The following is a 24,792-nucleotide window of genomic DNA, read 5'->3' as shown; positions in this document are numbered from 1 at the left end:
AAGATTATTATCATATAATAACAAATGTTTTCTATTTTGTCACTGGAAAAAACCTGTCCGGCAATGCACACCGTTTCGTTTTGATTTGCCGCAAAGAAATAATAGCAGTTGGCAGCTTTAACGTTTGATCCCATTGCTTGAATCACACGACTGTATCCGTTTTCAATATCGTTTGTTAAAAATGCATCTTGAATCCAATACGGGAAGTTTGCAGATTGAATAGACGTGCTGATCGGGTTTTGTCCTACGAGAATGCTATTTTAAGATAATTTGGGAAAATCTTTCTTTTTTTAACAATTCACTTTGTAAACTTTTATATTTTTAAATATACACCGGAATAAAAAGATAAGGCAACAATTGTGTATGTTTCGTTTCCCGCCATGTTGAAGCAGCGGGCTGCATGCCTTGTTCTGAACATGCACTGTTGTTCGGATGGCGCTGCGTTAAAAATGCACGAGGACTGCTATCCTGCGTTCTCTGCTGCATAGGCGTCTGGGCTGAAAAATTGCGCCGGTAGATTTTCAGACTTTTATGCGTGCTGCATTCTTTGCAGCATGGTGGTGCGCGGGGCACCCTATAGCGTGCATCATGTCAGGTGTAAGATGCGGAGGGACGTGAACGGCTCCCTTTATTTCTGGTATAGGTATGTGTAAAATTTTACTCGACGGGGCATATGAGTGGAAAAAAATGGGAAGACGCTCTATCATCTAATTGTACACTTCAAGATGAACATCTAGAGAGAGGTCTTCCCATGGATATTATATCAATAATTGCTGGATTATTAAAGGATACAAAGAGTCTTATCGAATTTGAAGAACAGCTTAAACTTCTGATGCAGAAGGCTTTTACACAATGGGTTGGGGAAATATTTGAAGAGTTAGATAAAATAATTAAACAGGAGAAGTTAGAGGAGGGCTGGGTGTACTGCCGGAGTGATAACAGAAACATTCAGTTTCTATTTGGAAGTGTGACCTTTAAACGTTCATTAATGCATGACAAGAGAGGAAATTCCCATTATCCTCTGGATGAATGGTTAGGGCTGGTACCACACCAACGATACAGCCCGTTAGTGGAATTAAAGGTGGCAGAGTTGGCAAGTGAGAACACCTATCGGGAAGTAGCTGATATTTTAAAAGAGTGGACAGCAGTGAGTCTTAGTCACACAACTGTAGGGAACATGGTAAAACACGTAGGGAAAACTCAGGCGGAAGCCGATAAGGCACTTGTAGAAGAGCTAGAAATAGCTGTTTCCCTGCCTGAGGGGAAGAAGGTAGACTACCTGTTTTCTGAAGCAGATGGTGTATTCGTTCGGGGACTAAAAAAGAAACAGAGTATGGAAGTCCACCACGCCATTCTCTATGAGGGATGGCAAACCAATGGTAAAAGGGTCTCCCTGCGTCAGCCCACAGTCATCATGACAACGGAAGCCATCCAGACATTTTGGGATGAAGTCCAAGCCACAGCTGCCAACACCTACTCCCTCGAAAAAACGCATGTCATTACAAACAGTGATGGAGGTGCGGGATACACAGCTGAACGGTTTCAAACAGCTTTCTCACAGTCGGAATTTCCGGTGCTCAACCAGCTGGATACCTACCACGTTGCACAAGCCATCATAAGGACATTTGGGGGCGGAAAGAGCGAGATCAAGGAGCAAATTAGAAAAGCGATTAGAACGCATGACCTGGACCAACTCACGTTATATTTGGATACGCACGAAAGCACCTTGACGGATAAAAAGGCTCTCAAGAAAATCAAGGAATTCCGTTCGTATATCTTGAAAAACTGGGACCGCATTTTTGACTGGAGAGACAGGGTGAAAAACGTGCCGGAAGGTGCGAGAGGCCTAGGAGCGATGGAATCGAATCAAAGGCATATCTCCTTCAGGATGAAAAAAAGGGGCATGCATTGGAGTGAACTTGGCGCAGAAGCCATGGTGAAAATCAAACAAGGCATACTCAATGGGACATTGAGAGAAGTCTATCTGAAACACCGTTCAAGAAGCGAGAGAAAGCAACGGAACTTGAAACAATTCATCAGGATGTCTCAACTGCTCAAGCAGCCTGTACGCCCGTCAGTGGGCGTAAAGCACGGATCAGTTGCCCTGCATTCAAGCAGTTCATCGGCAATGGGACATTTAAGCAAAATATTAGAGCTTTCGTTTTAAGCCTGGCTCAGTGGGGACTGATCGTTGAGGCGCGCGAAATTTACGAGACTCCTGCGGGAAAAGCGAGCCAGGAGAGACCCCGCAGCGAGGTACGAGCGAGGAGGCTCGCCGGCCGACCGCGGAAAGCGAGTGAATTTCGCGCGCCTCAACATCCCCGTTATCCATCTTTATACGGAAATATTACATCTTTTCCGAAAATTACACCGAGCAAGTAAAGCACGGTAGCCGAAAGTGTACAAAAAGAGTGTCTTGGAATACCCGATATTTAAACCTTGTCGAGAAAAACTTGACACATACCTGGTATAGAAACACATTGAATATTTTTGCTAAAACGTTCTATAATGAAGTTACCTGCTTTTTACGTTAGAAACGAGGGGGTACTTCCTTTGGATAAACCGAAATTGTGGACGAAAGACTTTATTATGATTTCTTCCACAAATTTTTTTACGCACGTTGTATTTTATTTGTTAATGACCAGTATTGCCATGTACGTCATAACCGCCTACCATGCAAGTCAGGGAATGGCAGGGCTTGCAGCAGGAATATTCGTGCTGGCTTCACTCATTGCACGGTTATTTGCCGGGAAATATCTCGACAAAATCGGCCGCAAGCAGATGCTGGTCGGCGGATTAATTGTTTTTCTGGCTGTGATGTTGCTTCATTTTAAAGCTGATAGTCTCCTATATTTGATGGTCTTGCGTTTTATCCAGGGAGCGATGCACGGCGTGATTACGACAGCCGCCGGCGCCATTGTCGCGGATATCATCCCAAATGAACGGCGCGGAGAGGGTACTGGCTATTATGCGACAAGTATGAATTTGGCGATGGCTATCGGGCCGTTTTTAGGGATTCTGATTACCCGATTTGCCGATTTTCATATGATCGTGCTCGTGTCAAGCATCATTGCGTTCATTGATCTGATTTCTGGCATTTTGTTATCCGTTCCAAAACCGGCTGCTGGCCATGCAAAAGTTACGGAAATGGCTCGTTTTAAAGTAATAGATTACTTCGAACCGGCTGCCGTGCCGATTTCAGGTGCGGTTTTTGCCGTTACGCTTGCCTATTCCAGTGTGCTATCTTTCTTATCTTTGTATGCAAAGGACATTGGACTAACCGGCGCCGCCACTTATTTTTTCCTTGTTTATGCAGCAGCGCTCGTCATCACAAGGCCTTTTACAGGCAGATGGTTTGATGAACGCGGGGCAAATGTTGTCGTTTACCCGCTGTTTATTTTGTTAATTGCCGGTTTCGTCCTGCTCAGCCAGGCGCACAGCGGATGGATGCTGCTTACAGCCGGGGCTTTGATCGGGATCGGTTACGGCACCGTACAGTCCAGCTTCCAGGCAATTGCCATTCAGCTTTCGCCACCAAACCGGAAAGCACTAGCAACTTCGACGTTTTTCATTTTTCTTGACCTGGCAAGCGGATCCGGTCCTTATCTTTTAGGAACAGTTGCCGGTTTGATGGATTTCCGGATGCTGTATCTTGCGGTTTCGGGCTGGGTTGTCCTGTGTATTGCCGTTTATTATGCCGTCCATGGGAGAAGAGCAGCAGCCGGCAAAAACAAAACAGCAGCAGAAAGCAAATTTTAACAGGAGGGGTCACACATGACAGAACATCATTTTCATTTAAAAGCAGACTGGCCGGGGCTTCGCAATGATACAGGGAACATTGCATGCGGAAACCTGGTAACGAAAATTTCTATTCCTCCGGAGATGGGCGGTCCGGGTGTCGGCACAAATCCGGACGAAATGTTGCTCGGGGCTGCCGCAACATGTTATATCATTACGCTGGCGGCGATGATGGAACGCAGCAGCCTGGAGAAAGACAGTTTGACAATGGCATCAGAAGGGATCGTCGATGTGACCGACGGCGTATTTACGTATAAAAAGATCATCCACCGACCAGAAATTGTGCTGAAACCGGACGCATCCGAAAGCGATGTCCGGCTCGCGCGGAAGCTTGCAGAAAAAGCCGAAAAATCATGCATGATCAGCCGGGCCATTCAGGGAAATGTGGAAATGGAGCTTGAAGTTATGGTAAAAACAGCCGGCTAACTGGAGCGGCGGGAGGCTTTGCTTTATTCCCGCTTCCGATTTGCCTTTTTAAAATGTATTACAGAACCCTTCGTGTGAAGAAAGACATTGTTTTTTGCCGGGTATCTTCACGTAGACGTGCTCTATGTGAAGATACCCGGCAATTTTTCTTGCTTTCTTAACAGGGACGCCTTCTATGTTAAGAAAGAGCTGTGATTTTTCTCGCTTCCTTAACGTAGACGCCTTCTAGGTTAAGAAAGAGCTGTGATTTTTCTCGCTTCCTTAACGTAGACGCCTTCTAGGTTAAGATAGAGCCGCAATTTCCTTCGCTTCCTTTACATAGACGCACTCTATGTTAAGAAAGAACCCCGATTTGCTTTGCTTCCTTTACATAGACGGCTTCTATGTTAAGATATAGCTGCGATTTTTCTCGCTTCCTTAACGTAGACGCCTTCTATGTTAAGATAGAACCACAGTTTTTCTCGCTTCCTTAACGTAGACGCACTCTACGTTAAGAAAGACCTGCAATTTTTCTCGCTTCCTTCACATAGACGCGCTCTATGCGGAGATAGGCCCCCAGTTTCCCACCGGTTTCTTAACGTAAAGGCCGGCTGTTTCGTCTGGGGTAGCGGGAGGACGGAAGCGGGAACGGTGAAAATGTCTCTTTGGGCTTCCAAAAGGATTTCATTAACAGGCCGGCATTCCCATGTAAAAAAGCAGCTGCCTTGTGCAGCTGCTTTTTTACAACACTTTGTCCAAAAAATCCTGTGCCCGGGTTGTTTTCGGGCGCGAAAAGAATTCATCCGGTGTGCTGTCTTCCAAAATTTTGCCGCCGTCAAGAAACAGGACGCGGTCAGCCACTTCGCGGGCAAAGCCCATTTCGTGTGTGACGATAACCATTGTCATGCCGGTTTGGGCAAGATCTTTCATGACGTTCAGCACTTCTTTGACCATCTCCGGATCAAGCGCGGATGTCGGTTCGTCAAACAGCATCAGTTTCGGTTCCATTGCCAGCGCGCGCGCAATCGCGACACGCTGCTTCTGCCCGCCGGAAAGGCTGTCCGGATATGCCTCTTCTTTTTCGGTCAGGCCGACTTTTCTCAACAATTCCCGGGCTTTTTCTTCGGCGGTTTGGCGGTTCATCTTTTTTACTTTCATCGGCGCGTAAGTCAAATTGTCCAGGACCCTTTTATGCGGAAAAAGATGAAAGTGCTGGAACACCATGCCGATTTCTGAACGGACTTTCATCACATTCGTTTTCTTATCGGTGATTTCTTCCCCGTCAATCCAAATCCGCCCTTTTGTCGGCTCCTCCAGGAAATTCAGGCAGCGTAAAAAGGTCGATTTTCCGGATCCGGACGGGCCGATGACAACGACGACTTCCCCTTTTCCGACCTCTGTTGAAATGTCTTTTAAAACTTCATTATGCCCGAACTGCTTATGGAGATGTTCGACTTTAATCACTGTATTTCATCTTCCTTTCTACTTGTTTGCCAAGCATGGTGAGGATAAAGACAAGCACCCAGTAAATCGCAGCGACAAACAGCAGCGGTTCAAAATTGTGATACGTTTGCGCGCCGACAACCTGGGCACGGCGCATCAAATCGAGATAACCGATGGTCGATACAAGGGCGGACTCTTTTGTCAGAGAAACAAATTCATTCATCAACGCCGGCAAAATATTTTTCATCGCCTGCGGTAAAATCAAGTCTTTCATCATTAAATAATACGGTACGCCGAGCGCCTGAGCAGCTTCGGTCTGGCCTTTGTCCACCGCCTGGATCCCGGCCCGAATGATCTCCGATACATATGCCGCAGAGTTTAAGCCGAATGCGAGAATAGCGGACGGAAACGGCTGGATATCGTAACCGGTCAGCTGTGGAATGGCAAAATAAATGAGCATCAGCTGCACAATGAGCGGCGTGCCCCGGAAAATTGATGTATAAATATCGCCTATCCATTTCAATGTTTTAATATGAGAAATTTTAAAAAGGGCAAAAATCGTGCCGAGCACAAACCCGAAAAGGATCGCAAAAAATACAAATTTTAAAGTTACCCATATTCCTTTTAAAATAAAAGGAATATAAGGCACAATTTGGCTGAAATCCAAATTCATGCCTTACACCTCACTTTGTTTGTTTTGAAAAAACAGCGCCCTGCTCAGCAAGGCGCCTGCATGCATTACTGTTTGTCAAGTTTCCATTTCTTTCTCAGCTCGTCCAGTTTCCCGTTCTTTTCCGCTTTTGCCAGCACTTTGTTGACTTTCGCCGTCAATTTGCTGCCTTTTGGCAAAGCAACGGCCATACCTGGCGAGCTCGAGGTCGGGTCGTCAAAGCCAACCAGGTTTTGCTTCTTGATATAGCCTTCTGCGACTGATTTATCAAGATAGGCTACTTGAATCCGTTTTGAAAGCAATTCTTCAATTAAGTTTGTGGAGTTGTCCAGCTTTTTGACCGTAAAATTGTACTTTCCTTTCAGCTTGTCCGCGCCCTCTTCCTGAATGGTGCCGAGCTGGACGCCGACGGTTTTGCCTTTCAAGTCATCCAGTGTCTTGACGGGGGAACCTTTTAGCGTAACAAACATTTCCCCTGAATGATGGTACGGGGTGGAGAAGTCAACGTTTTTGGCACGTTCTTTCGTTGCGGACATCCCGGAAAGGACCATGTCAACACGGTGCGATTGCAGCGCCCCGATCAGTCCGTCAAATTTCATATCTTTAATTTCAAGTTTGTATCCCAGTTCTTTTGCAATATACTTGGCGAGATCCGCGTCAAATCCGACCACATTTCCTGCTGTGTCTCTTGTTTCAAACGGGGCAAAGTCGGCTGAAGTGCCCATGATGAGCGTTTTTTCTTTTTTCGTATTACTTTTGCTGCTGTTTGTTTGGCCGCAAGCTGCCGCAATCACCATTGAAAATACAATTGCGATGCCTAACACGATCTTTTTCACAATGTTTCCCCCTATGAATATATCAGTCTTGGTAAGTATCTTTATTCAACAAAATGTATTTTAACACGTTGTGCAATGTTTGAAAAGATCCCTATTTTAAAAAATAAATGTCATTTTTTAGCTGTTTACCGGTATTTTTTTAACGTTTTCCGCAAACTCGCTTTTTACTTTTTCCAAAAGTTCCTGGTTTGTGAGAAGGTCAAACCCGGTCATAGCCAAAGCCAGTGCGCCGCTCGATAAGATCTGATGTGCATTGTCCGTAACCGTCATATCGGCAAATGCTTTTGTATGCGCGACAAGCCCCGGGGCATCTAGGCCGATATACGGGTGGATCGCCGGCACGACATGGCTGACATTGCCCATATCAATGGATCCGTATGAGGTTTTTGGCGGATTGACTTTTTTCACTTTTGTTTGTAAAAGGTTTTCCGTGAACCTTTTCGACAATGTCTCGTTTGTGAGCATATTGTCATAACTTAGTTCGTAATTGGAGATTTGCACGGTGGCACCGGTCATCATTGCAGCTCCCTGTGCGATTCTTTTCACCTTTTCAACCACTTCGTTTAAAACCGCACGGGCCTTGGCGCGGACATAAAACTGGGCCACCGCCTTATCAGGGACAATGTTTGCGGCAATGCCACCTTCTTTGATAATGCCGTGGATACGGACATCGGAGGTGACATGCTGGCGGAGTGCATTCACGCCGTTAAACAGCTGGATCACTGCGTCGAGTGCGTTAATGCCGTCTTCCGGGTTCGATGCCGCATGGGCTGATTTCCCACGAAAGTCAAACTGGATCGCATCCATGGCAAGCGACTCACCGCTTTCATACGACTCATCGGCCGGGTGGACAATCATCGCGGCATCGATCCCATCGAAAATACCCTGTTCCGCCATCGCAACTTTCGCACCGTTCGTTTCTTCTGCAGGTGTCCCGAGCACCACCACGCGGCCGCCGGTTTCGTCAACCATTTTGCTTAAAAGCACACCCGCACCCGCGCTCATCGTTCCGATCATATTGTGGCCGCAGCCGTGGCCGACACCCGGAAGCGCATCATATTCGCATAAAAAGGCAACTGCCGGCCCTGTTTTTCCGCTGTCATAAACTGCTTTAAAAGCGGTCGGCCTGCCGACAATTCCTTTTTCCACTGAAAAGCCGTGTGACGCAAGGAAGTCCGTGAGTAATTTCATAGACTGGTATTCCTGGTCGCCAAGTTCGGGATGATGATATAAGTAGTCGCTCATTTCCCAGAGCTTGGACTCGATTTGACTCAAATGGTGTCTAAGCTGTTCCTTCATTGGATGGCCCCCTTGTATTGTTCGTGTGCGCCAAAGTTAATATTTATAAATAATATGTTATAAATATACATCACCTTTCCCATTCGGGCAACCCTTTTTTATAAAAAATACAAAAAGACCCCATCTTGCTTTCAGATGGAGCCTTCTTCGTCATATAAACTACTGCTATTCATGAAATGTTCCAGCCATACGGTTTGCAAATGTCCCGGTGCTCACCGGCACGGGCACAGCAACCATGCCGGCCGTCGCGGGGGCCGTAGATTTGCTGGATGTCCCGTGGCTTTTTTGCAATATGCGGGCTTCCTTATGCCATCATTTTGCAAATATCATTTGAAAATGCAACCGGGTCTTCAATCTCGAGCCCTTCAATCAGCCGCGCCTGGTTATACAACAGGTTTGTATAAAGCTTGCATTTGTCCTTGTCATGGGCGAACGCCTCTTTTAATGCGTTAAATACATCATGATGGATGTTAATTTCGAGCACTTTATCGGCTTTTACATTTTGTCCGTTCGGCATTGCGCTCAACACTTTTTCCATTTCAATCGACACTTCGCCGTCCGTTGTAAAGCAGACCGGATGCGATTTTAAGCGGTGCGAGGCACGGACATTTTTCACTTTTCCGTCCAGTGTCTCTTTCATAAATGCAAAGAGCTCTTTGTTTTCTTTTTCCTCGGCATCGGTTTCTTTTTTGTCTTCCGTTTCAAAACCGAGATCGCCGCTTGATACGGACCTGAATTCTTTTTCCTTATAATTCATGAGCATCTTGATCGCAAATTCATCGATGTCTTCCGTAAAGTAAAGGATTTCGTATCCTTTATCAAGCACAAGTTCCGTCTGCGGCAATTTTTCAATCCGGTCAATCGACTCACCGGTTGCGTAATAAATGTATTTTTGGTCTTCCGGCATGCGGCTTACGTATTCATCAAGCGTAACAAGCTTTTTCTCTTTTGAAGAATAAAACATCAGGAGATCCTGCAAATCTTCTTTGTGCGCGCCAAATTCATTGTATACCCCGAATTTCAACTGACGCCCGAATGATTTGAAAAATGCTTCGTACTGCTCACGGTTTTCTTTTAAAAGGTTAGCTAGTTCACGCTTGATTTTGTTTTTGATATTTTTCGCAATCAGTTTTAGCTGACGGTCGTGCTGGAGCATTTCCCGCGAAATGTTCAGAGACAGGTCTTCGGAGTCGACCATCCCTTTGACAAAACTGAAATAATCCGGTAAAAGATCCGGGCATTTTTCCATAATCAGAACGCCATTCGCATACAGTTCCAGCCCTTTTTCATATTCCGGCGTATAATAATCGAACGGAATTTTTTCCGGAATGTAAAGAATTGCATTGTAACGCACGGTGCCGTCAACTTTGATGTGAATATGCTTGACCGGTTTGTCAAAGCCGTAATGCTTTTCCATATAAAATTGCTCATAATCTTCATCTGTCAGCTCACTCTTGTTTTTGCGCCAGATCGGGACCATGCTGTTGAGCGTTTGTTCTTCTTTGACCTCTTCGTATTCATCATCGCTGCCCTCTTTCAGGCGCCTTTCCGTTACATCCATTTTAATCGGGTAGCGGATAAAATCGGAATATTTTTTCACAATGGCCCGCAGCCGGTACTCTTCCAAATACTGATCGTAGTCTTCATCCTCTGTGTTTTCTTTCAGCTTCAATATAATATCCGTACCGTTGCCGTTTTTTTCGCACGGCTCAATCGTATAGCCTTCCGCACCTTTCGACTGCCATTTATAAGCCTGATCGCTCCCCGCAGCCTTGGAAATGACGGTAATTTCATCTGCCACCATGAACGCCGAGTAGAAGCCGACGCCGAACTGGCCGATAAGATCATACCCGTCTTTCATTTCATTGTCATGTTTAAAAGCGAGCGAACCGCTTTGCGCGATCGTGCCGAGGTTTTCTTCCAGTTCCGTCTCCGTCATGCCGATCCCGGTATCAGAAACAGTCAGCGTCCGGTTTTCTTTATCCGGGGTAATTTTAATGTAGTAGCTGTCTTTATCAAATGTTAAATTTTCATCTGTCAAAGCTTTGTAATAAATTTTATCAATCGCGTCGCTGGCGTTGGATATCAGCTCACGCAAGAAAATTTCTTTTTGCGTGTAAATCGAGTGGATCATCATGTCGAGAAGCCGTTTGGATTCTGCTTTAAATTCCTTTACCGCCACTTCGATCTCTCCTTTATATGTATAGATGATGGCAATGTCCCTTTAGCACTCCTAACACCAGAGTGCTAACATCTTATTTTTTAGCACAGCACCGCTTGTTTGTCAATGAAATAGTGGCAGAAATTGTCCTTTCCAACAGGCAGGGGTTGTTCTATAATTAATTACTGACATCTAAATACGGGCTTGGGCGATGGAAACAGGTGAAATTCCTGTACGGTCCCGCCACTGTGATGGAAAACATTTTCCTAAGTCAGATCTTTCTCCCAAGCTGTCGGTTTATTTGAAGCCTACGAGGTATAGGCGAAAAAAATTTTGCCCTTGTATACCTCTTTTGTACAAGGGGTTTTTTATGAAAGGAGAGCGGTAATGGTGGGGAAAAGCGCAAGAAGACTCTTTCTGGGAATTGTTTTTGTTTTGGCATTTGCAGTTCCAATCCACAGTTTTGCAGCTGGTTCGGTAACAGAAAGCATTGAGAATACAGCCGGTTATTTCCAAAAGAATCCTGCTTTCTTTAAGAAATCTGAACTGGATTCCGATTTGGTTGTGGCGGCTTTGGCAAAGAAAGGTTTGCTGGAGAAAAAAGAGATATCAGATTACACAAATACGATTTCTCATAAACTCCAGTCATCAAACGTAAGCCGCGGAGATTTAGATAAAGCAATTATCGCTATTAAAGCAATGGGCAAGGATCCGTCTCAATTTATTAATGGCAGGAACCTGGTGAAAGAAGTGTACGCGTCTCCGGCAGATCGTGCAACAGCAACGGTTTATGCTTTTGATTTAATCGCTTTAAGTACGGATGACTATGCAATTCCAAGTAACGCAGAAAATGCACCCGCAAAAATCGCGGCCAAGCTAGTTGATCTCGAAGTGAAAATAACCGATGGCGCAACAACAATTGGAGGAGGCTGGAGCTGGGACACTTCCGGGAAGACCCCGCCGGATACAGACTCAACCGGTATGGTGCTCACAGCCTTGGGCATGTATCAAAAATATTACAATGACCCTTCTGTAAAAAAAGCCATTCGTGATGGAAAAAGGTTTCTCATGAAAGCCCAAAAATCAAACGGGGGCTATGATTATAATCCGGGCATTTCTACAAGTCTTGATGGTGTCAATTCTTCATCTACAGCCCAAGCTATTATCGGTTTATCATCCATTGGTGTCGATCCGACATCAAACAAATTTACTAAAAACCATGTCAACCCTGTTTCTTTTCTACTAAACAACTATAAAATCGACAATGGCTTTAAATGGTTGCCTGGTGATAAAGGAATAAATGATTTTGCGACAGAGGAAGTTTTTGAGGCCCTTGTCGCCTATGACCTTTTTCTAAAAGGAGATACCCTGTATAACTTCAGGAATATTAGCAAATCCGATGCCGGCAGTACGGGCGCAACTGATTCGGATGCTGAAGATAAAGATCCAGGCAAAAGTCCCGGTCACAGCCCGGCTGCAGCTCCTCCGAGAGTGGTTGAAAAGCACACGAAAGAAGTCGTAACCAAAACGAACACCATTACGAATACGAAAGACCATACGATTACGCATAACAACATCACTACAAAAACCAATACGGTGGAAAAACCGGCTACAGCCAAAAAACAAACGCCGGCAAAAACAAAAACAGCTTCAAATGCAAAAAAAGAGGACAAACCTGCAACTGCAACTGCAGCTGCCCAGGCACCCCCTGCAGAAGATGCGCAGCAAGAGCCGAAAAAAGTCGTCATTACCAAAACAACGGGTGTTTCTCCTGTGCACGGCTGGGTCGGTTCCCTTTCTGCGGGTGCAGGCGTCATCCTGCTAATCATCCGTAAAAAATTTCTGGGGGTATGAGCAGGAATGAAATATAAAAGTATCATTATTGATAGTATTGCCGTTTTATTGATTGCATTCGGCGCCTGGTTTTTTATCGACGGTTTCCATTTTGAATCGAAAACCGTTAAAACTTATTCTGAAACAACACAAGTTGCAAACACTTCAGCGAAGGAAAAGGATACGGCAGCAAAAGACAGTACAACCGGAAAGAAAACGGACGCCGCCGGCAGCAACAAAACGGATGAAAAAAGCAATACGGGCGGATCCGAAAGCAATGCGGCGGATTCAGCTGCCCACTCCAAAAATGCTGAAGAAAAGGCTTCTGCAGACAGCAAGACGGATAAAGCACCTGCCACAAATACCAAAACGGCGGTCACATCCAGCACATCAACGAAAACGACAACCGGGGCTTCTTCGTCCGGGTCCGGCAGCAGCCACGCTTCCGGCAACACCGCAGCGCCATCTAAAGCAAAAGCCGAAACGGTTTCTTTAACCGTAAAGGGCTACAAAGGGCCGGTTTTCAGCGGCAAATACAGTTATAAAAGCGGAGACACTGCATTTTCCGCTTTAAAAAAAGCCGCCGCTTCTGAAGGCGTAAGCCTCGATTATTCCGGGTCCGGTGCAACCGTCTATGTAAAGGGCATTAATGGCCAGTATGAAGGGGATCAAGGCGGCATGAGCGGCTGGAAATATAAAGTAAACGGAAAAGAGCCAAACGTTTCCGCAGGGTCGTATAAACTAAAAACCGGCGATCAGGTTGTCTGGTTCTATTCTAAATAGGAGATGCATAAAATGGGGAATCAGCCGCTTGAAAAAAGGAAGTCAGCGAAAACCGCTTCACGGCTGACAAGGAGAATGGCGCTTCTTGCCATGCTGGCGGCCCTGAGCGTCGCCGGGCGGATTTTGATGGCATCGGTCCCGAATGTCCAGCCGTGCACCGTGATCATCATTTGCAGTTCTTTTGTTTTCGGCATCCGCTTCGGTTTGGCGCTTGCCTTTTTGACGGTCTTCGGTTCCGACATGTTTCTCGGCATGGGGCTGTTTGCGATCATGCAATTTCTTGCGTGGGGTACTATCGCGGTGCTTTCCGGCCTGCTCGGCAAGAAAGAGTTATACAAAAAAGTCCCGCATCTCGTGTTATGTCTGTATGCAGCTTTTACCGGCTTCCTGTTCGGCTTTATGGTTTCATTAAATTATTTATTTATCGGCGGGCCGTTTGCGTTTTGGACATACTACCTCGGCGGGCTGTTGTTTGACAGCTACCATGCCGCGGGAAACTTCTTCTTTTATTTAATTTTAGGGCCGGTTTTAATCAAACTGATTGCAAAAGAAAAAACGCGAATCGAACATATTTAGCCCAGGGCTGCCTGTTTCACGCAGGCAGCCTTGTTTGGCTGTTGTCTGATATGGAGCACAACAAAAGATGTTGGGTTAACTTAATGGAGAGAATTTAAGTGAACTATTTGAGGTTGGTAATTACTTTTGAGTTTATATAATGTTTTAACTGCTATGAGTCTTTCAAGATTCCATTGAATAGCACAATAAACAACAGCACCTCCTTCGTATCCATCAAAGGAAGTGCTGTCCTGTATACTTATCAAAATGATACGTACTGATTACTCATTTCTTCAGTCTGTAATTGATATTCCCGTACAAAAGCCCTGGCCATCTTGGCAACTCCCGCAAAATCATTGTTTTCCGCAGGCTTCAACAAGCTTCCGCCAACGCCAATTATTCTGCAGCCTGCCTTTATCCAATCCCCCATATTATCCAGATTTATGCCGCCTGAAGGCATAATTTCCAGTTGAGGCAAAGGGGCTTTAACATTTTTTACAAAAGCCGGGCCGACAATGTTACTTGGAAACAATTTTATTATTTCCGCACCTGCCTGCATCGCTTCTTTCATTTCATTAACAGTCATACACCCCGGGATATAAGGAATTTGATAAAGATTACATAGCAGGGCAGTTCCCTTATCGAAAGTTGGTGAAACAATAAATTTCGCTCCGGAAAGATGTGCGATTTGAGCAGTCGCGGAATCAAGAACAGTGCCAGCCCCTATCAATATGCCCCGCCAATCTTTATATTTCTCTGTAATTTTTCTTATTGCGATATCCGCGTTAGGGACCGTAAATGTTAATTCAATGTTTTTGATACCGCCTTCAATTAAAGCATCTGTAATTGTAATCGCTCGCTCAACGGTATTAGTCCGTAAAACAGCAATAAGCCCATTTTTTTCTAAAGCGCTTAATATATTACCTTTTTTCAAAATGCTCACACCCTTTATCTCTATTAAGAGAACCCAGAATTGCTCTTAATGATTCTTTTACAGTACCGACTTATTTCTAGCCTCTCCCCACTGGTACTGCCTTAAAGGAGAGAATATCCATTTCCAGAGAAAGTTAAGCAGCCTGATCAACTACTATATTACATTGCCTTAAAAGTCTTCATTCTCTTCATCAGAAGGATCTTTTTCTGACGGCCATACCACCATACTCTGCTGGCCTTCATTTAAAATAGCATTCACTGCCTCATGAATAGGAGTGCCCATCATTCTCTGATTGATCGCTTCAATTAACACTGGCAAGTTAACACCGGTAATAACAAATATTTTTTCCTGCTTTTCAACAGGGAGTGAATGAACGGCTAAGGTAGCCTGATTGTAAGGGCTCGCACCAAAAAGGTCTGTGAAAATCATAACGCCATTATCTTGATCAACTTTATTAATTGCTTCAAGTACTTGTTTATTTAAATCCTGAACATTGTCTCCTTGAAACAAATTCAAGGTTACAATATTGTCTGTCCCGCCTATAATAAGTTCGGCAGCGTCCACTAAACCATCACTCAATTTCCCATGGGTAGCGACAATGATCCCGATCATTTGGATTTCCTCCTTGCGACTTGCTCTAAAAACGTAAACGCATTCTTCATATTACTTTCATTCAACTTCTTTTTCTTCAAATCATTCCGTGATAATACAAATTGGTTATCTTTTTTATCTCCGCTAATGATATAAACCAGACGTTCATTCTTTAAAGCTAGTGAATCCTCTTGGCCCCCCTGTTTTATGGCGCTGTATTGCCCGGATTTTGGATTTACCAGATAGAGTGGCTTTTCAGCACCAACGCTATCCAGCATTAAAATTTTCGCATGACTGTCATGCATGACTTTTTTCAAACCTGCATTGTTTGTACAACCAGCATCCACAAAAGCAAACGCCAGCCGTTCTGAACGGAAAGAGGCGATACAATTCAAAAGCAATAATATAGAAGAAGTGTTTTGTATTACATTATTTTTTTTAGGCCACCCTCGTGTAATTTTATTCAGGAAATAAAAATACAGGATGTATATCAAAATACATAATACGAACCAAGTTTTCCCTGTTTCTTTTGCTTGGAATATTGGAATGGCTACAAATAAAGTAAATAGCAATCCAACAATAATATATAAAATGGAAGAAAATAAAATGGTTTTTGTTATACTTCTCTTCCTGTTCTCGACATCAAAAAAATGATATGGACTGAACCGGGCTGCTGGCGTATCATAATAAGTACAGAAAATGGTATCCGCTTTTTTTACATTGCCCACATAAAGATTTTTGTATTCGCTTTTATCTTTCTCATTTATTTTAAATATATCAAGCTTAATATCCTTACGAAACGGAAGGATATCAGCAGATAAGCTTTTCAAAAAACGATCCTTCTGTTTTATTGTATAACGCTTATTAAAAATCAAACGATAGCGAACATACCAATCCTGTAAGAGCTCTTGTCGGTTCATCCATATCATTCCTTACTAACAAATTTTATAGTTTAAATTTACTTAATACCTCTTTCAAGCTGGTACGGGATGCTGAGGGCGTTGCTTGAAAATAGATATTTTCAACACCATATTTTTCGTTTAATTCTTTTAATTTCAGTGCGTTTTCTTTATTTAAATAAACAGATTTGGTGACTAGCAAGTCTTTCTCGGGATCCTTTTGAGCAATGCCGCCGATATTTAATTCTTTCATCGGAACCCCATGTTTTACTAACTCATACATTACATCAATGGTTTTTGCAATTAGTATACAACTGTATTCCTTAAAACGATATTCATCCCAATAATACTTACATTTATCCAGGGTCATTACAATTGTTTTTTGGCCTGTACGGCTGCCTGCACTCTTATAGAGGTCTTTCATAAATTTATCTTTTGCTACAACATCATCCACTACGAATATGGAGTTAACACCGTTGCGCTTCGATAAGGTGATCATCACTTGTCCATGGATTAGACGCTCATCTACACGAGCCAGATTTACAACACCCATTCATTCTATCCCCTTTGCCAAAATTTTTGTTATAAAATTCTAACAGCTGCAAGAACACCCAATATTACGGTTAGCCAGATTAATGCCCGGGTAACTTTCAATCCCTTCTTCGTGTAGTACCAGTATACTCCTAATACTACTGCTAGAGGCAACATTCCAGGCAGAATAGAATTTAATGTCTCTTGTATATTAAATTCGCGTCCCGATAAATGGAATGTCAAAGATGATGAAACTTTTACATAGTTCCCGGCCAGAATACCCATCATGAACAAACCTAAAATTGAAAGCAAGTCAATAATATTTTGAATCCCTGAACTTTGCATCAATGTAGTCGCATTACGGCCTCTTGTAAATCCTTGGCGTGCGAAAAACAAACCAATCAATACCTGGTAGGTAGCAAAGCAAACAAACGGGAAAAGTGCACCCAAGGCACTACCGTGTTGAGCCCAAGGAATGGCAATTGCAATAAAAATGTATTGAATCGTACCTGAGTCAATTGAATCCCCGATACCTGCTAAAGCTCCCATCAACCCGGCCTTCGTATTATACATTAAGTCGTCGGTCATTTTTATTTCTTCACGGTTATACTCTTCTCGGGCACGTTCCTGCTCCATTGAAGACATTAAACCGGTAATGATACCGCCGCCCCAGGTTAACTGCGTGTTAAAGAACAACAGTTGCCTCTTATATGCCGCACGTAAAGCTTCATCATCTTTATACAATTTACGCAGTATTGGCATCATAGCCCATAATAATGAAGCTGCCAGATAACGGTCAAAAGAGTGCGGGATTTCATTCGCAAAATGCCATCTTATATAGGATTTGGATACATCTTTACTTGTAATTTGCTCAGGTTCCAAATTTGAACCTGATGCATTTGGCAGTTTATTTCCTTTGTCCTGCATTTTAAATTCTCCTTTCTTTTAGCCTATTAGAAGTCATCATCATCGTCATCAAAACCGCTTGCATCATTTGCATTTGTTGAAGCCGTTCTATTATTCGAACTTTTAACAAGCACGAATATCGCAGCGATTAATGCGCCCAGGATTGCATATGTTACCATTGTGATTTTTAAACTTGCAAAAATAACACTCATAAAAAAGGCTAATAGGAAGAAGACAATATATTCCCGGCGCCCGATGACATAAATCGTTGTCGCAATACCAATTGCTGCTAAACCGCCTCCAATGACTTCAAGGATATGAAATACGACAGTTCCTTCCAAAGCTTTAATAACATCAGCGATAACAGGAGCGCCAAAATACAATGCAATAAAGACCAACGGAACAAACAGGATAAAGGACGCTATAACAGGATAAAGAACAATACTGCGAGTAATTGCACCATCATCCAACTTTTCTACAGCCCTATCAGTTATTTTGCCTAAAAAAGTATTAATGAAAAAGCGGAATTGATATAAATATGCACCTAACAACCCAACAGGTACTGCTACCGCGATGGCTGCTTCCGGCTTTAGATTACCTAATATTGCAACCGGAACAGCGATGGCTGCTGCAATTGAGGGCTCTGAAGGCATTGTCCCCCCAGGAGAAAAAACCCCCATATAGATCAACTGAATGGCTGCGGTGATGATCATTGCTTCTGCTACATGCCCCATTACTATCCCTACAACTAAACCTGTCATTAATGGGGAAAAGCGTAATGTTAATGTTGCCCCTCCTAAAAACGCGCGCGACATTATGGCTGCTACCCAAAGCGCTATGATCAAACTTTGCCAAAATGTTAATGTTTCCACGCTTTGCAACCCCCTTATTTATTAATATAATTCTCCAAATTGATTAACGCTTCCGTTAAAACGTTTTCATTTATTTCAATTGGAAGCAAGTGTACTTTTTGTTTGCTATTAACAAATTGAATAATGTCTTTCAATAAACTTTCAGACATAGGGTATACGCCCATTTCCGTTAAAGACTTCGGTAAATTCAATTTCTCATAAAACGGAGTTAATTCATCAATGACTTTCCACTTTCCTTCCAATGCCAATTGATAAAATATGCCATACGCTACTTTTTCTCCATGTAAATATTTATGCACTTCCGGTATATAGGCAGAGATCGCGTCATGGATTGCGTGTGCTGCAGTATTGCGTGCATATTTATCACCCAATCCCCCAACCAAACCGGAAATGGCTATAATAATTTCTGAAACATGCGTGAATTCATCGGAGATTGTTTTATTTTTCATATCTTCAATCGCCTTCATGGACTCATTTAAAATCGTATCTTTGCACATCCGTGCTGTATACCGTGCCAGCTGTGGAAAAGGTTCTCTGCTAAATTTGTCTTGTTCCAAAATCAAATCAGATTCATACCATTTCGCCATAGTATCTGCAATGCCAGCAATAAAATATTTTACGGGCGAATCAATGACAAGTGCTGGATCCATAACAAGAAATGCAGCTTGGCGTTTCACATGCTCCGTTTTCCCTTCTGCTAAGCCGTTGTCTTTATACATAACAGAAAGTGGCGTCCATGCCGCACAATTGCTGGCTAAAGTGGGGACTAAGCCAAATGGGGTACTTGTTAAATGACTGGTGAGCAGCACCAAATCGCTTAGTTTTCCTCCCCCGACGCCTATTACAAAATCAATATCATTTTCCCGGATGATTTCTGCAATCCGGTGGCTCTCATTATAACTGCATTCGCCATGGTATTGTTCATAAATAATTTTTTTATCTAAACCCATTACCTTTTTCATAAAGGGTTTTGCTTTTTCCCAAGATACCGTCCCATGGACAATCATGATGTTTTTAGCTTGATATTCCTGGAGTATCTCAGGTATAATATCTATTGCACCCTCGCTATATCGATAGAATTGAGGGCCAACTTTCACATTTAAATCCTGGATCATTTTAAAAACCTCCTACTTTAAATAGCAACTAACCGGTTGTACAGAACGGTTCGGGAGGATTCCTTTTGCCATCATTTCACAGTCCGTAACACACTTATCCCCCATACCTCTCAGACATTCCATTGTATATGCAGAAGTATGCGGCGTCATGATAACGTTATCAAAGTTTAAATAAGGATGGTCCGATCTGCCGGGTTCATCTTCCAATACGTCTGTTGCAAAACCAGCCACTTTCCCATCTTGCAATGCTTTTACCATCGCTTCTTCTTTAATTAATGCCCCCCTGGCAGTATTCGATATATAGACATGATCTTTCATCCTGGCAAATTCTTTTTCGGATAACATATGATAATTATCCTTGTTAAGACTTGCACATATACTAATGATTTCAGCTCTTTCCAACAGCTCATTCAGTTCAACTTTTTTAACACCAAATGCCGCCAGGTCTTGCTTAGTTTTATAAGGGTCATATCCTAGTACTTCACACCGGAATCCATAATAGAATATTTCGGCAACACGGCTGCCTATGTTTCCTACTCCAATGACCCCGGCTGTTTTGCCACTGATCTCATGGCCAATAAAATTTGCCCGTTCTTCCCATTTATCTTTTATAACTTTTTGATGCGCTTTATTTGTTTGCCGCATCACATTTAGTAAGTTCGTAACATTATTCTCTGCAACTGCATCACGTTCCGTTAAAGGCGGTACAATGGAAACAACTGTATTATGTTCTCTTGCAGCCTCAAGATCGATATTATTAAAGCCGATCCCATGTCGTGTAATTAACTTCAACTCATCTTTGTACTCAAAAAATTCTTTTGTAAAAAAGGGCGTTATACTTGCGATGATCATATTGAAGCCTTTTAACTCTTTCGCCAGTGTTTTCCCATCAATTTCACTATCAAAATGAAATCTTTCAACCTCCCCTAACTGACGCAATCTTTCCATATGATCCGGGAAAATCTTTCCAAAACTGCTTGAATTTACGATTGCAATTTTATTTTTTTCACCCATAATGACTACTCCTTAGTGTTCAACTATTTCGTGTCCTCCAAATTGATGCCGAATCGTTGATACAACTTTTGCAGAGAAACTATCTTCAATTTTTGAAGCGTTCCGTACGAACAATGAACTTGCAATAACCGGAGCAGGAATATTCAAATCAAGCGCTTCTTCTACAGTCCATTTTCCTTCACCGCTTGCGTCAATAATCCCGCGCAAATGATCCAGCTTTGGATCCTCTTTAAAACTTTTTTCCGCCAATTCCATCAGCCAGGAGCGAACCACAGAACCATGGTTCCAGACTGAAGCAACCTTTTCAAAATCGTAATCATACTGGCTTGCATGCAAAACATCGAATCCTTCTCCGATAGCCTGTAACATGCCATACTCAATCCCGTTATGAATCATTTTTAAATAATGGCCGCTCCCTGGTTTGCCTGTATAGGTATAACCCTTTTCACATGCCAATTTAGAAAAAATTTCTTCAACTTGATCAAAAATTTCTTTTTTTCCGCCGACCATCAAGCATGCACCGTATCTGGCCCCTTCTATACCCCCGGACGTTCCGCAATCGAGGAATCCGATTCCTTTTTCTTGGGCCAATTCAAAATTTTTAACACTATCTTTGTAGTAGGAATTTCCCGCATCTATTATAATGTCCCCGGGATTTAGTTTGTCTAATAGCGTTTTTACTAATGTGTTCGTAATGTTGCCTGCAGGTGTACTTAACATGACAATTTTTTGCTCTTCTAAAACATTTAATAACGCATCAAGTGAATCTTGAACAGGCAAGTTTTCCTCGTAAGCTTTTTTTCTAACACTCTCTGAAGCATCATATCCTGCAACATTCACCGATTTTTCCTGCAAATTCAGCAGCATGTTCCATCCCATTTTGCCTAACCCTATCATGCCTACTTTCATCAGACCAACCTCCATTGATCAATTTACTCGGCGAAAAACAAAACCAGCTTCCCAAAAAATACATGGCTTAGCTTGGAAAAACTCATGTCAAAAACGGCTGATTCTTATAAAGCAGCTTTGAATATCAATCTCTGGATTTTTTTGTTTTTTATCACTTCCCTGAGAAATTTTGGGGTATATCAATGATCAAGTTCATCTTAGCAAATATTTTTTATCTGTAAAGGATTACAGGAAAAAATATTTTTTCAATCCCGTGAGTGTGATATCATAACTTTAAAGGATGAAACCTGCAGTAATTTAATTGATTTTTTTCCTCTTTCCCGTTTCTCCAGGATTTGAGAGGACAAAATAAGAAATATCTCTCCCTAAGTCTTGTATAATGAAAATTGATTAGAGACAAAAAAGAGATTGAAGTGACGCTTGCTTCTGACCTTCTACCACAAAGATCTTATTTGGCATCTAAGAATAAAGATGATGGAAACAGTCCATTGCTATGAATCTTTATTAAAGTGCCACACCACTTGCAATGATTCCATTTTGGGACACCGGGAGAAGTAACCTATGGGGGGGGCGAAACCCTTGTGAAACGGTTAAATGAAAATATTGCCTTCATCTGTCAGAAAACCCCGTTTTTCCGGCTCATATCAAACTGAAAGGGTCCAAATACTTTGGAAGCGGGAAATGAATACCCAGGCATTGCTAAAGGATTTATCATAGATGACACAGTCATTTGAAGCTCGTAAGCAAACACCAAATATCCATACAAATATTTCAAAAACGTGGCAGTTAGCCGAAAGAAAAAACGTCATAAGTGGCGGTTGAAAAAGCTAAAAAGGTCACAGGCCGATAAATGATTTTCATTCAAGCACACAAGGAGAATTTAAACAATAAAACGGATTCAATTAGGATACTATACTTCCAAGAGGTGAAATACGATGACCTACGATTATTTGAGAAATTTACTTCGCCCTCGTTTGAAAAGTTTTACTGATACCGAAAAAATCATTGCAGAATATTTCATGCAACTTGGTAAGAAAGTTGTAAACAAAACCCTTTCCAATATTGCTGAGGATACTGGCGTCTCGGAATCTACAATTTTTAAATTTGTTAAAAAAATCGGATTCGACGGTTTTCAAGACTTTAAAATTACTGTTGCCTCAAACTTTCGTACAAACGAAGAACGCAGCCAAGAGATTGTTGTTTTTCCGGATATTTGTAAATCTGATTCTACGCATGTTATTGCACAAAAAATTATAAATTCAAATAAAGGGCTGTTAGAAAATTTACTTCAATCTTTGAAAGAGGAGCAACTAAATAAAGCATTGAGCTTAATTTATCCGGCAAAGTGCATTTACTTTTTTGGCCAGGGGGCCTCATCCGTCATTGCCCTTGATGCTTACCATAAATTCCTGCGAACCAAATATCATTGTAACTATGTTGCTGACTTACATATGCAGCTCAGTTATGCAACAAAATTAGGTCCCGATGATTGTGTGTTTCTATTTTCACATTCAGGAGAGACACTTGATACCATTGAAATAGCAAAAATTTCGAGGGAAAACCGGGCAAAAATTATTACATTAACGGGAAATTATGATTCGGAGTTGGTCAAACTCTCGGACACCGCTTTTGTTGTTTATTCTGAGGAATCTGCTTTTCGATCGGAGACACTTACTGCACGTATTCTTTATTTAACCATTATTGATATTATATATGTGTCTGTCATGTATCATGATGAAGAAGAAAATAAGAAGTCGCTTGAAAAAATACGGAAAGCGCTATATTTCACAAAAAAGAGTGGTGTACAAGAATGACAATTAAAGCGATCGTTTGTGATATGGATGGAACCCTGCTTACATCAGAAAATAACATATCACCGAAAACATTCCATAAGTTGATTGAACTGCAAAAGAAAGGGGTTAAGCTCATATTGGCCAGTGGCCGTAGCTATATCAGACTCCTTCCAGATGCCTTAAAACTGAATATGGATAAATATGATGGAATTTTGATAGACGTAAACGGCACTTCCATCTATCATGTTAAAACCCGTAAACGGACTCGAATAAGCGTTTTGGACGCTTCAAACATTAAAGAAATTAACGATTTCTTTTCCTTATTTAATGTTGAATTGCAGTACAGCCAGGATGATACCATTTATACTTATTTGCCGGAATCCATTTATAATATCAAACGTAACATTCGAGCGGAAATGCGGCTTCCTGAAGATTACCCATGGACCGGTGGCATGTACAGCTGGCTATGTGATACCCGTGACGGATATCCAAACCAAATTTTGATCCGGGACTTGAAAGACTCGCCTGATTTTTGTAATAAAATTTCTATTGTACAGGACCCTCTTTATATGAGGTTTGTCCGTCAAACATTAATGAACAATCCCTTTTATCACAAATATGAATTTGTTTTTTCAGATGAACGAAAAATGGAAGTTACAAACAAGGGAATTTCAAAAGGAAAAGCATTAGATATCATTATGGAGAAATACGGGATCCGTGATGATGAAATCATTGTATTTGGCGACAGTGAAAATGATATTTCTATGTTTAACAGAAAAAAATATTCCATAGCTATGGCAAATGCGCTTCCTAATGCAAAACAGTTTGCCAATTACCTTACTGACAGCCATAACCAGGAAGGAATTTTCAATATGCTGGCCCGTTTAGAAAAAGAAGGGCTATTTGAAGAAAATGGTTTTGGGCATTAACCTATTGAAAGTGAATAGCTTATGAGCTGGACCTCAACTATAAACAGTCAGAGATCGCCAAAAACAAAGGGACTTGGAAAAAATACATGCAAAAGGGGCCATACGATGCGCCCCTTGCTATTTTTTGGAAAGCCATTCTGATTGCTTTTCTTACAATTCAATGTCGTATCAGTTTTTTCTCAATTATATTCGAATCCTCACGAATCAGAATCTTCCCCGTTTTAAGTATCTACCAACGGCAGAAAACTATTTTCAAAGCCAAGGTTTAGAAAAACTCCATTTAATGATTCAGGGTAAAAATGGCAGAGGTAACTCTTTATATATCCCTGATGTATTACCTTCCTGGTCTTTGCACAATATTAATAATGCTAAAGACTGTCTTCCTCGATAGCCGGGAGCTAAATAAGGCGCAATGGAAAATCTTGCGGACCAACTGTTTTGATCGAGTATGACACTCTGTTTTTCTCCATTATCATACAATCTTAGTTCAGATACCCCAATCGGGTCATTTGCAGT

At 42.3% G+C, this 24,792-nt stretch carries 22 protein-coding genes and 1 riboswitch; of the genes, 8 read left to right on the top strand and 14 right to left on the bottom strand.

What is annotated here, in order from left to right; all coding sequences use genetic code 11:
* Positions 1-751 precede the first annotated feature (751 nt).
* The 3 genes from ABR335_RS02410 to ABR335_RS02400 all read left to right on the top strand — a co-directional run bounded on the left by ABR335_RS02410 (position 752) and on the right by ABR335_RS02400 (position 4,224).
* Positions 752-2,167 (top strand): ISLre2-like element ISBco6 family transposase, encoded by a 1,416-nt coding sequence (locus ABR335_RS02410; protein ID WP_014097040.1) that lies wholly within the window; start codon positions 752-754, stop codon positions 2,165-2,167.
* A 386-nt stretch (positions 2,168-2,553) separates the two neighbouring features.
* A complete protein-coding gene (locus ABR335_RS02405) occupies positions 2,554-3,759 on the top strand; it encodes an MFS transporter (protein WP_014096966.1) in 1,206 nt (401 codons plus the stop codon).
* Positions 3,760-3,774: 15 nt separating this feature from the next.
* A complete protein-coding gene (locus ABR335_RS02400; protein ID WP_014096965.1) occupies positions 3,775-4,224 on the top strand; it encodes an OsmC family protein in 450 nt (149 codons plus the stop codon).
* Between the two features lie 720 nt (positions 4,225-4,944).
* Here ABR335_RS02400 and ABR335_RS02395 read toward each other — a convergent pair.
* From ABR335_RS02395 to htpG, 5 genes are all read right to left on the bottom strand, one after another.
* Positions 4,945-5,667: an amino acid ABC transporter ATP-binding protein gene (locus tag ABR335_RS02395; protein ID WP_014096964.1), complete on the bottom strand. Its 723-nt coding sequence runs from the start codon at positions 5,665-5,667 to the stop codon at positions 4,945-4,947.
* Positions 5,660-6,319 (bottom strand): amino acid ABC transporter permease, encoded by a 660-nt coding sequence (locus ABR335_RS02390; RefSeq protein WP_014096963.1) that lies wholly within the window; start codon positions 6,317-6,319, stop codon positions 5,660-5,662. The genes ABR335_RS02395 and ABR335_RS02390 overlap by 8 nt, the downstream gene beginning before the upstream one ends.
* Before the next feature lie 65 nt (positions 6,320-6,384).
* Complete coding sequence (locus ABR335_RS02385; RefSeq protein WP_014096962.1) at positions 6,385-7,152, bottom strand: transporter substrate-binding domain-containing protein; 768 nt, start codon at positions 7,150-7,152, stop codon at positions 6,385-6,387.
* A 117-nt stretch (positions 7,153-7,269) separates the two neighbouring features.
* A complete protein-coding gene (locus tag ABR335_RS02380; protein ID WP_350346479.1) occupies positions 7,270-8,451 on the bottom strand; it encodes a M20 family metallopeptidase in 1,182 nt (393 codons plus the stop codon).
* A gap of 304 nt (positions 8,452-8,755) precedes the next feature.
* Complete coding sequence (gene htpG / locus ABR335_RS02375; RefSeq protein ID WP_017552271.1) at positions 8,756-10,633, bottom strand: molecular chaperone HtpG; 1,878 nt, start codon at positions 10,631-10,633, stop codon at positions 8,756-8,758.
* Between the two features lie 165 nt (positions 10,634-10,798).
* Positions 10,799-10,946, top strand: a riboswitch (adenosylcobalamin (AdoCbl) riboswitch).
* Positions 10,947-10,999: 53 nt separating this feature from the next.
* Between htpG and ABR335_RS02370 the strand changes: the two genes are divergently transcribed.
* The 3 genes from ABR335_RS02370 to ABR335_RS02360 are packed head-to-tail and all read left to right on the top strand — an operon-like array spanning position 11,000 to position 13,804.
* Positions 11,000-12,466 carry a prenyltransferase/squalene oxidase repeat-containing protein gene (locus ABR335_RS02370; protein WP_350346478.1) on the top strand — a complete coding sequence of 489 codons (1,467 nt, stop codon included), beginning with the start codon at positions 11,000-11,002 and terminating at the stop codon, positions 12,464-12,466.
* Between the two features lie 6 nt (positions 12,467-12,472).
* Entirely contained in the window at positions 12,473-13,228 is a 756-nt protein-coding gene (locus ABR335_RS02365) for a DUF4430 domain-containing protein (RefSeq protein WP_350346477.1), read from the top strand.
* A 12-nt stretch (positions 13,229-13,240) separates the two neighbouring features.
* On the top strand, positions 13,241-13,804 hold the full coding sequence (locus ABR335_RS02360; RefSeq protein WP_041819478.1) for an ECF transporter S component: 564 nt from the start codon (positions 13,241-13,243) through the stop codon (positions 13,802-13,804).
* 241 nt (positions 13,805-14,045) lie between these two features.
* Here ABR335_RS02360 and ABR335_RS02355 read toward each other — a convergent pair whose 3' ends face one another.
* From ABR335_RS02355 to gnd, 9 genes are all read right to left on the bottom strand, one after another.
* A complete protein-coding gene (locus ABR335_RS02355) occupies positions 14,046-14,717 on the bottom strand; it encodes a bifunctional 2-keto-4-hydroxyglutarate aldolase/2-keto-3-deoxy-6-phosphogluconate aldolase (RefSeq protein WP_350346476.1) in 672 nt (223 codons plus the stop codon).
* A 168-nt stretch (positions 14,718-14,885) separates the two neighbouring features.
* On the bottom strand, positions 14,886-15,329 hold the full coding sequence (locus ABR335_RS02350; RefSeq protein WP_340703014.1) for a PTS sugar transporter subunit IIA: 444 nt from the start codon (positions 15,327-15,329) through the stop codon (positions 14,886-14,888).
* The gene (locus tag ABR335_RS02345; RefSeq protein ID WP_350346475.1) at positions 15,326-16,228 is read right to left on the bottom strand and encodes a hypothetical protein; all 903 of its coding nucleotides are present in this window, start codon (positions 16,226-16,228) and stop codon (positions 15,326-15,328) included. The genes ABR335_RS02350 and ABR335_RS02345 overlap by 4 nt, the downstream gene beginning before the upstream one ends.
* Before the next feature lie 25 nt (positions 16,229-16,253).
* On the bottom strand, positions 16,254-16,760 hold the full coding sequence (locus ABR335_RS02340; protein WP_350346474.1) for a PTS system mannose/fructose/N-acetylgalactosamine-transporter subunit IIB: 507 nt from the start codon (positions 16,758-16,760) through the stop codon (positions 16,254-16,256).
* Positions 16,761-16,789: 29 nt separating this feature from the next.
* Positions 16,790-17,665 (bottom strand): PTS system mannose/fructose/sorbose family transporter subunit IID, encoded by an 876-nt coding sequence (locus ABR335_RS02335; protein WP_350346473.1) that lies wholly within the window; start codon positions 17,663-17,665, stop codon positions 16,790-16,792.
* A 26-nt stretch (positions 17,666-17,691) separates the two neighbouring features.
* Positions 17,692-18,516: a PTS mannose/fructose/sorbose/N-acetylgalactosamine transporter subunit IIC gene (locus ABR335_RS02330; protein WP_350346472.1), complete on the bottom strand. Its 825-nt coding sequence runs from the start codon at positions 18,514-18,516 to the stop codon at positions 17,692-17,694.
* 14 nt (positions 18,517-18,530) lie between these two features.
* A complete protein-coding gene (locus ABR335_RS02325) occupies positions 18,531-19,631 on the bottom strand; it encodes an iron-containing alcohol dehydrogenase family protein (protein ID WP_340703019.1) in 1,101 nt (366 codons plus the stop codon).
* A gap of 12 nt (positions 19,632-19,643) precedes the next feature.
* A complete protein-coding gene (locus ABR335_RS02320) occupies positions 19,644-20,645 on the bottom strand; it encodes a D-isomer specific 2-hydroxyacid dehydrogenase family protein (RefSeq protein ID WP_342475427.1) in 1,002 nt (333 codons plus the stop codon).
* Between the two features lie 12 nt (positions 20,646-20,657).
* Complete coding sequence (gene gnd / locus ABR335_RS02315; protein ID WP_350346471.1) at positions 20,658-21,554, bottom strand: phosphogluconate dehydrogenase (NAD(+)-dependent, decarboxylating); 897 nt, start codon at positions 21,552-21,554, stop codon at positions 20,658-20,660.
* A gap of 935 nt (positions 21,555-22,489) precedes the next feature.
* Between gnd and ABR335_RS02310 the strand changes: the two genes are divergently transcribed.
* Together ABR335_RS02310 and ABR335_RS02305 are read left to right on the top strand one after the other, a co-directional pair.
* Positions 22,490-23,368 carry a MurR/RpiR family transcriptional regulator gene (locus tag ABR335_RS02310; RefSeq protein WP_350346470.1) on the top strand — a complete coding sequence of 293 codons (879 nt, stop codon included), beginning with the start codon at positions 22,490-22,492 and terminating at the stop codon, positions 23,366-23,368.
* Complete coding sequence (locus ABR335_RS02305; protein ID WP_350346469.1) at positions 23,365-24,276, top strand: HAD family hydrolase; 912 nt, start codon at positions 23,365-23,367, stop codon at positions 24,274-24,276. Before ABR335_RS02310 ends, ABR335_RS02305 begins: the two co-directional genes overlap by 4 nt.
* Positions 24,277-24,792 lie beyond the last annotated feature (516 nt).

This window comes from Heyndrickxia faecalis, from assembly GCF_040267745.1.
GTDB classification, from domain to species: Bacteria; Bacillota; Bacilli; order Bacillales; family Bacillaceae_C; genus Weizmannia; species Weizmannia faecalis.
This window is presented reverse-complemented; position numbering and strand designations above follow the sequence as displayed.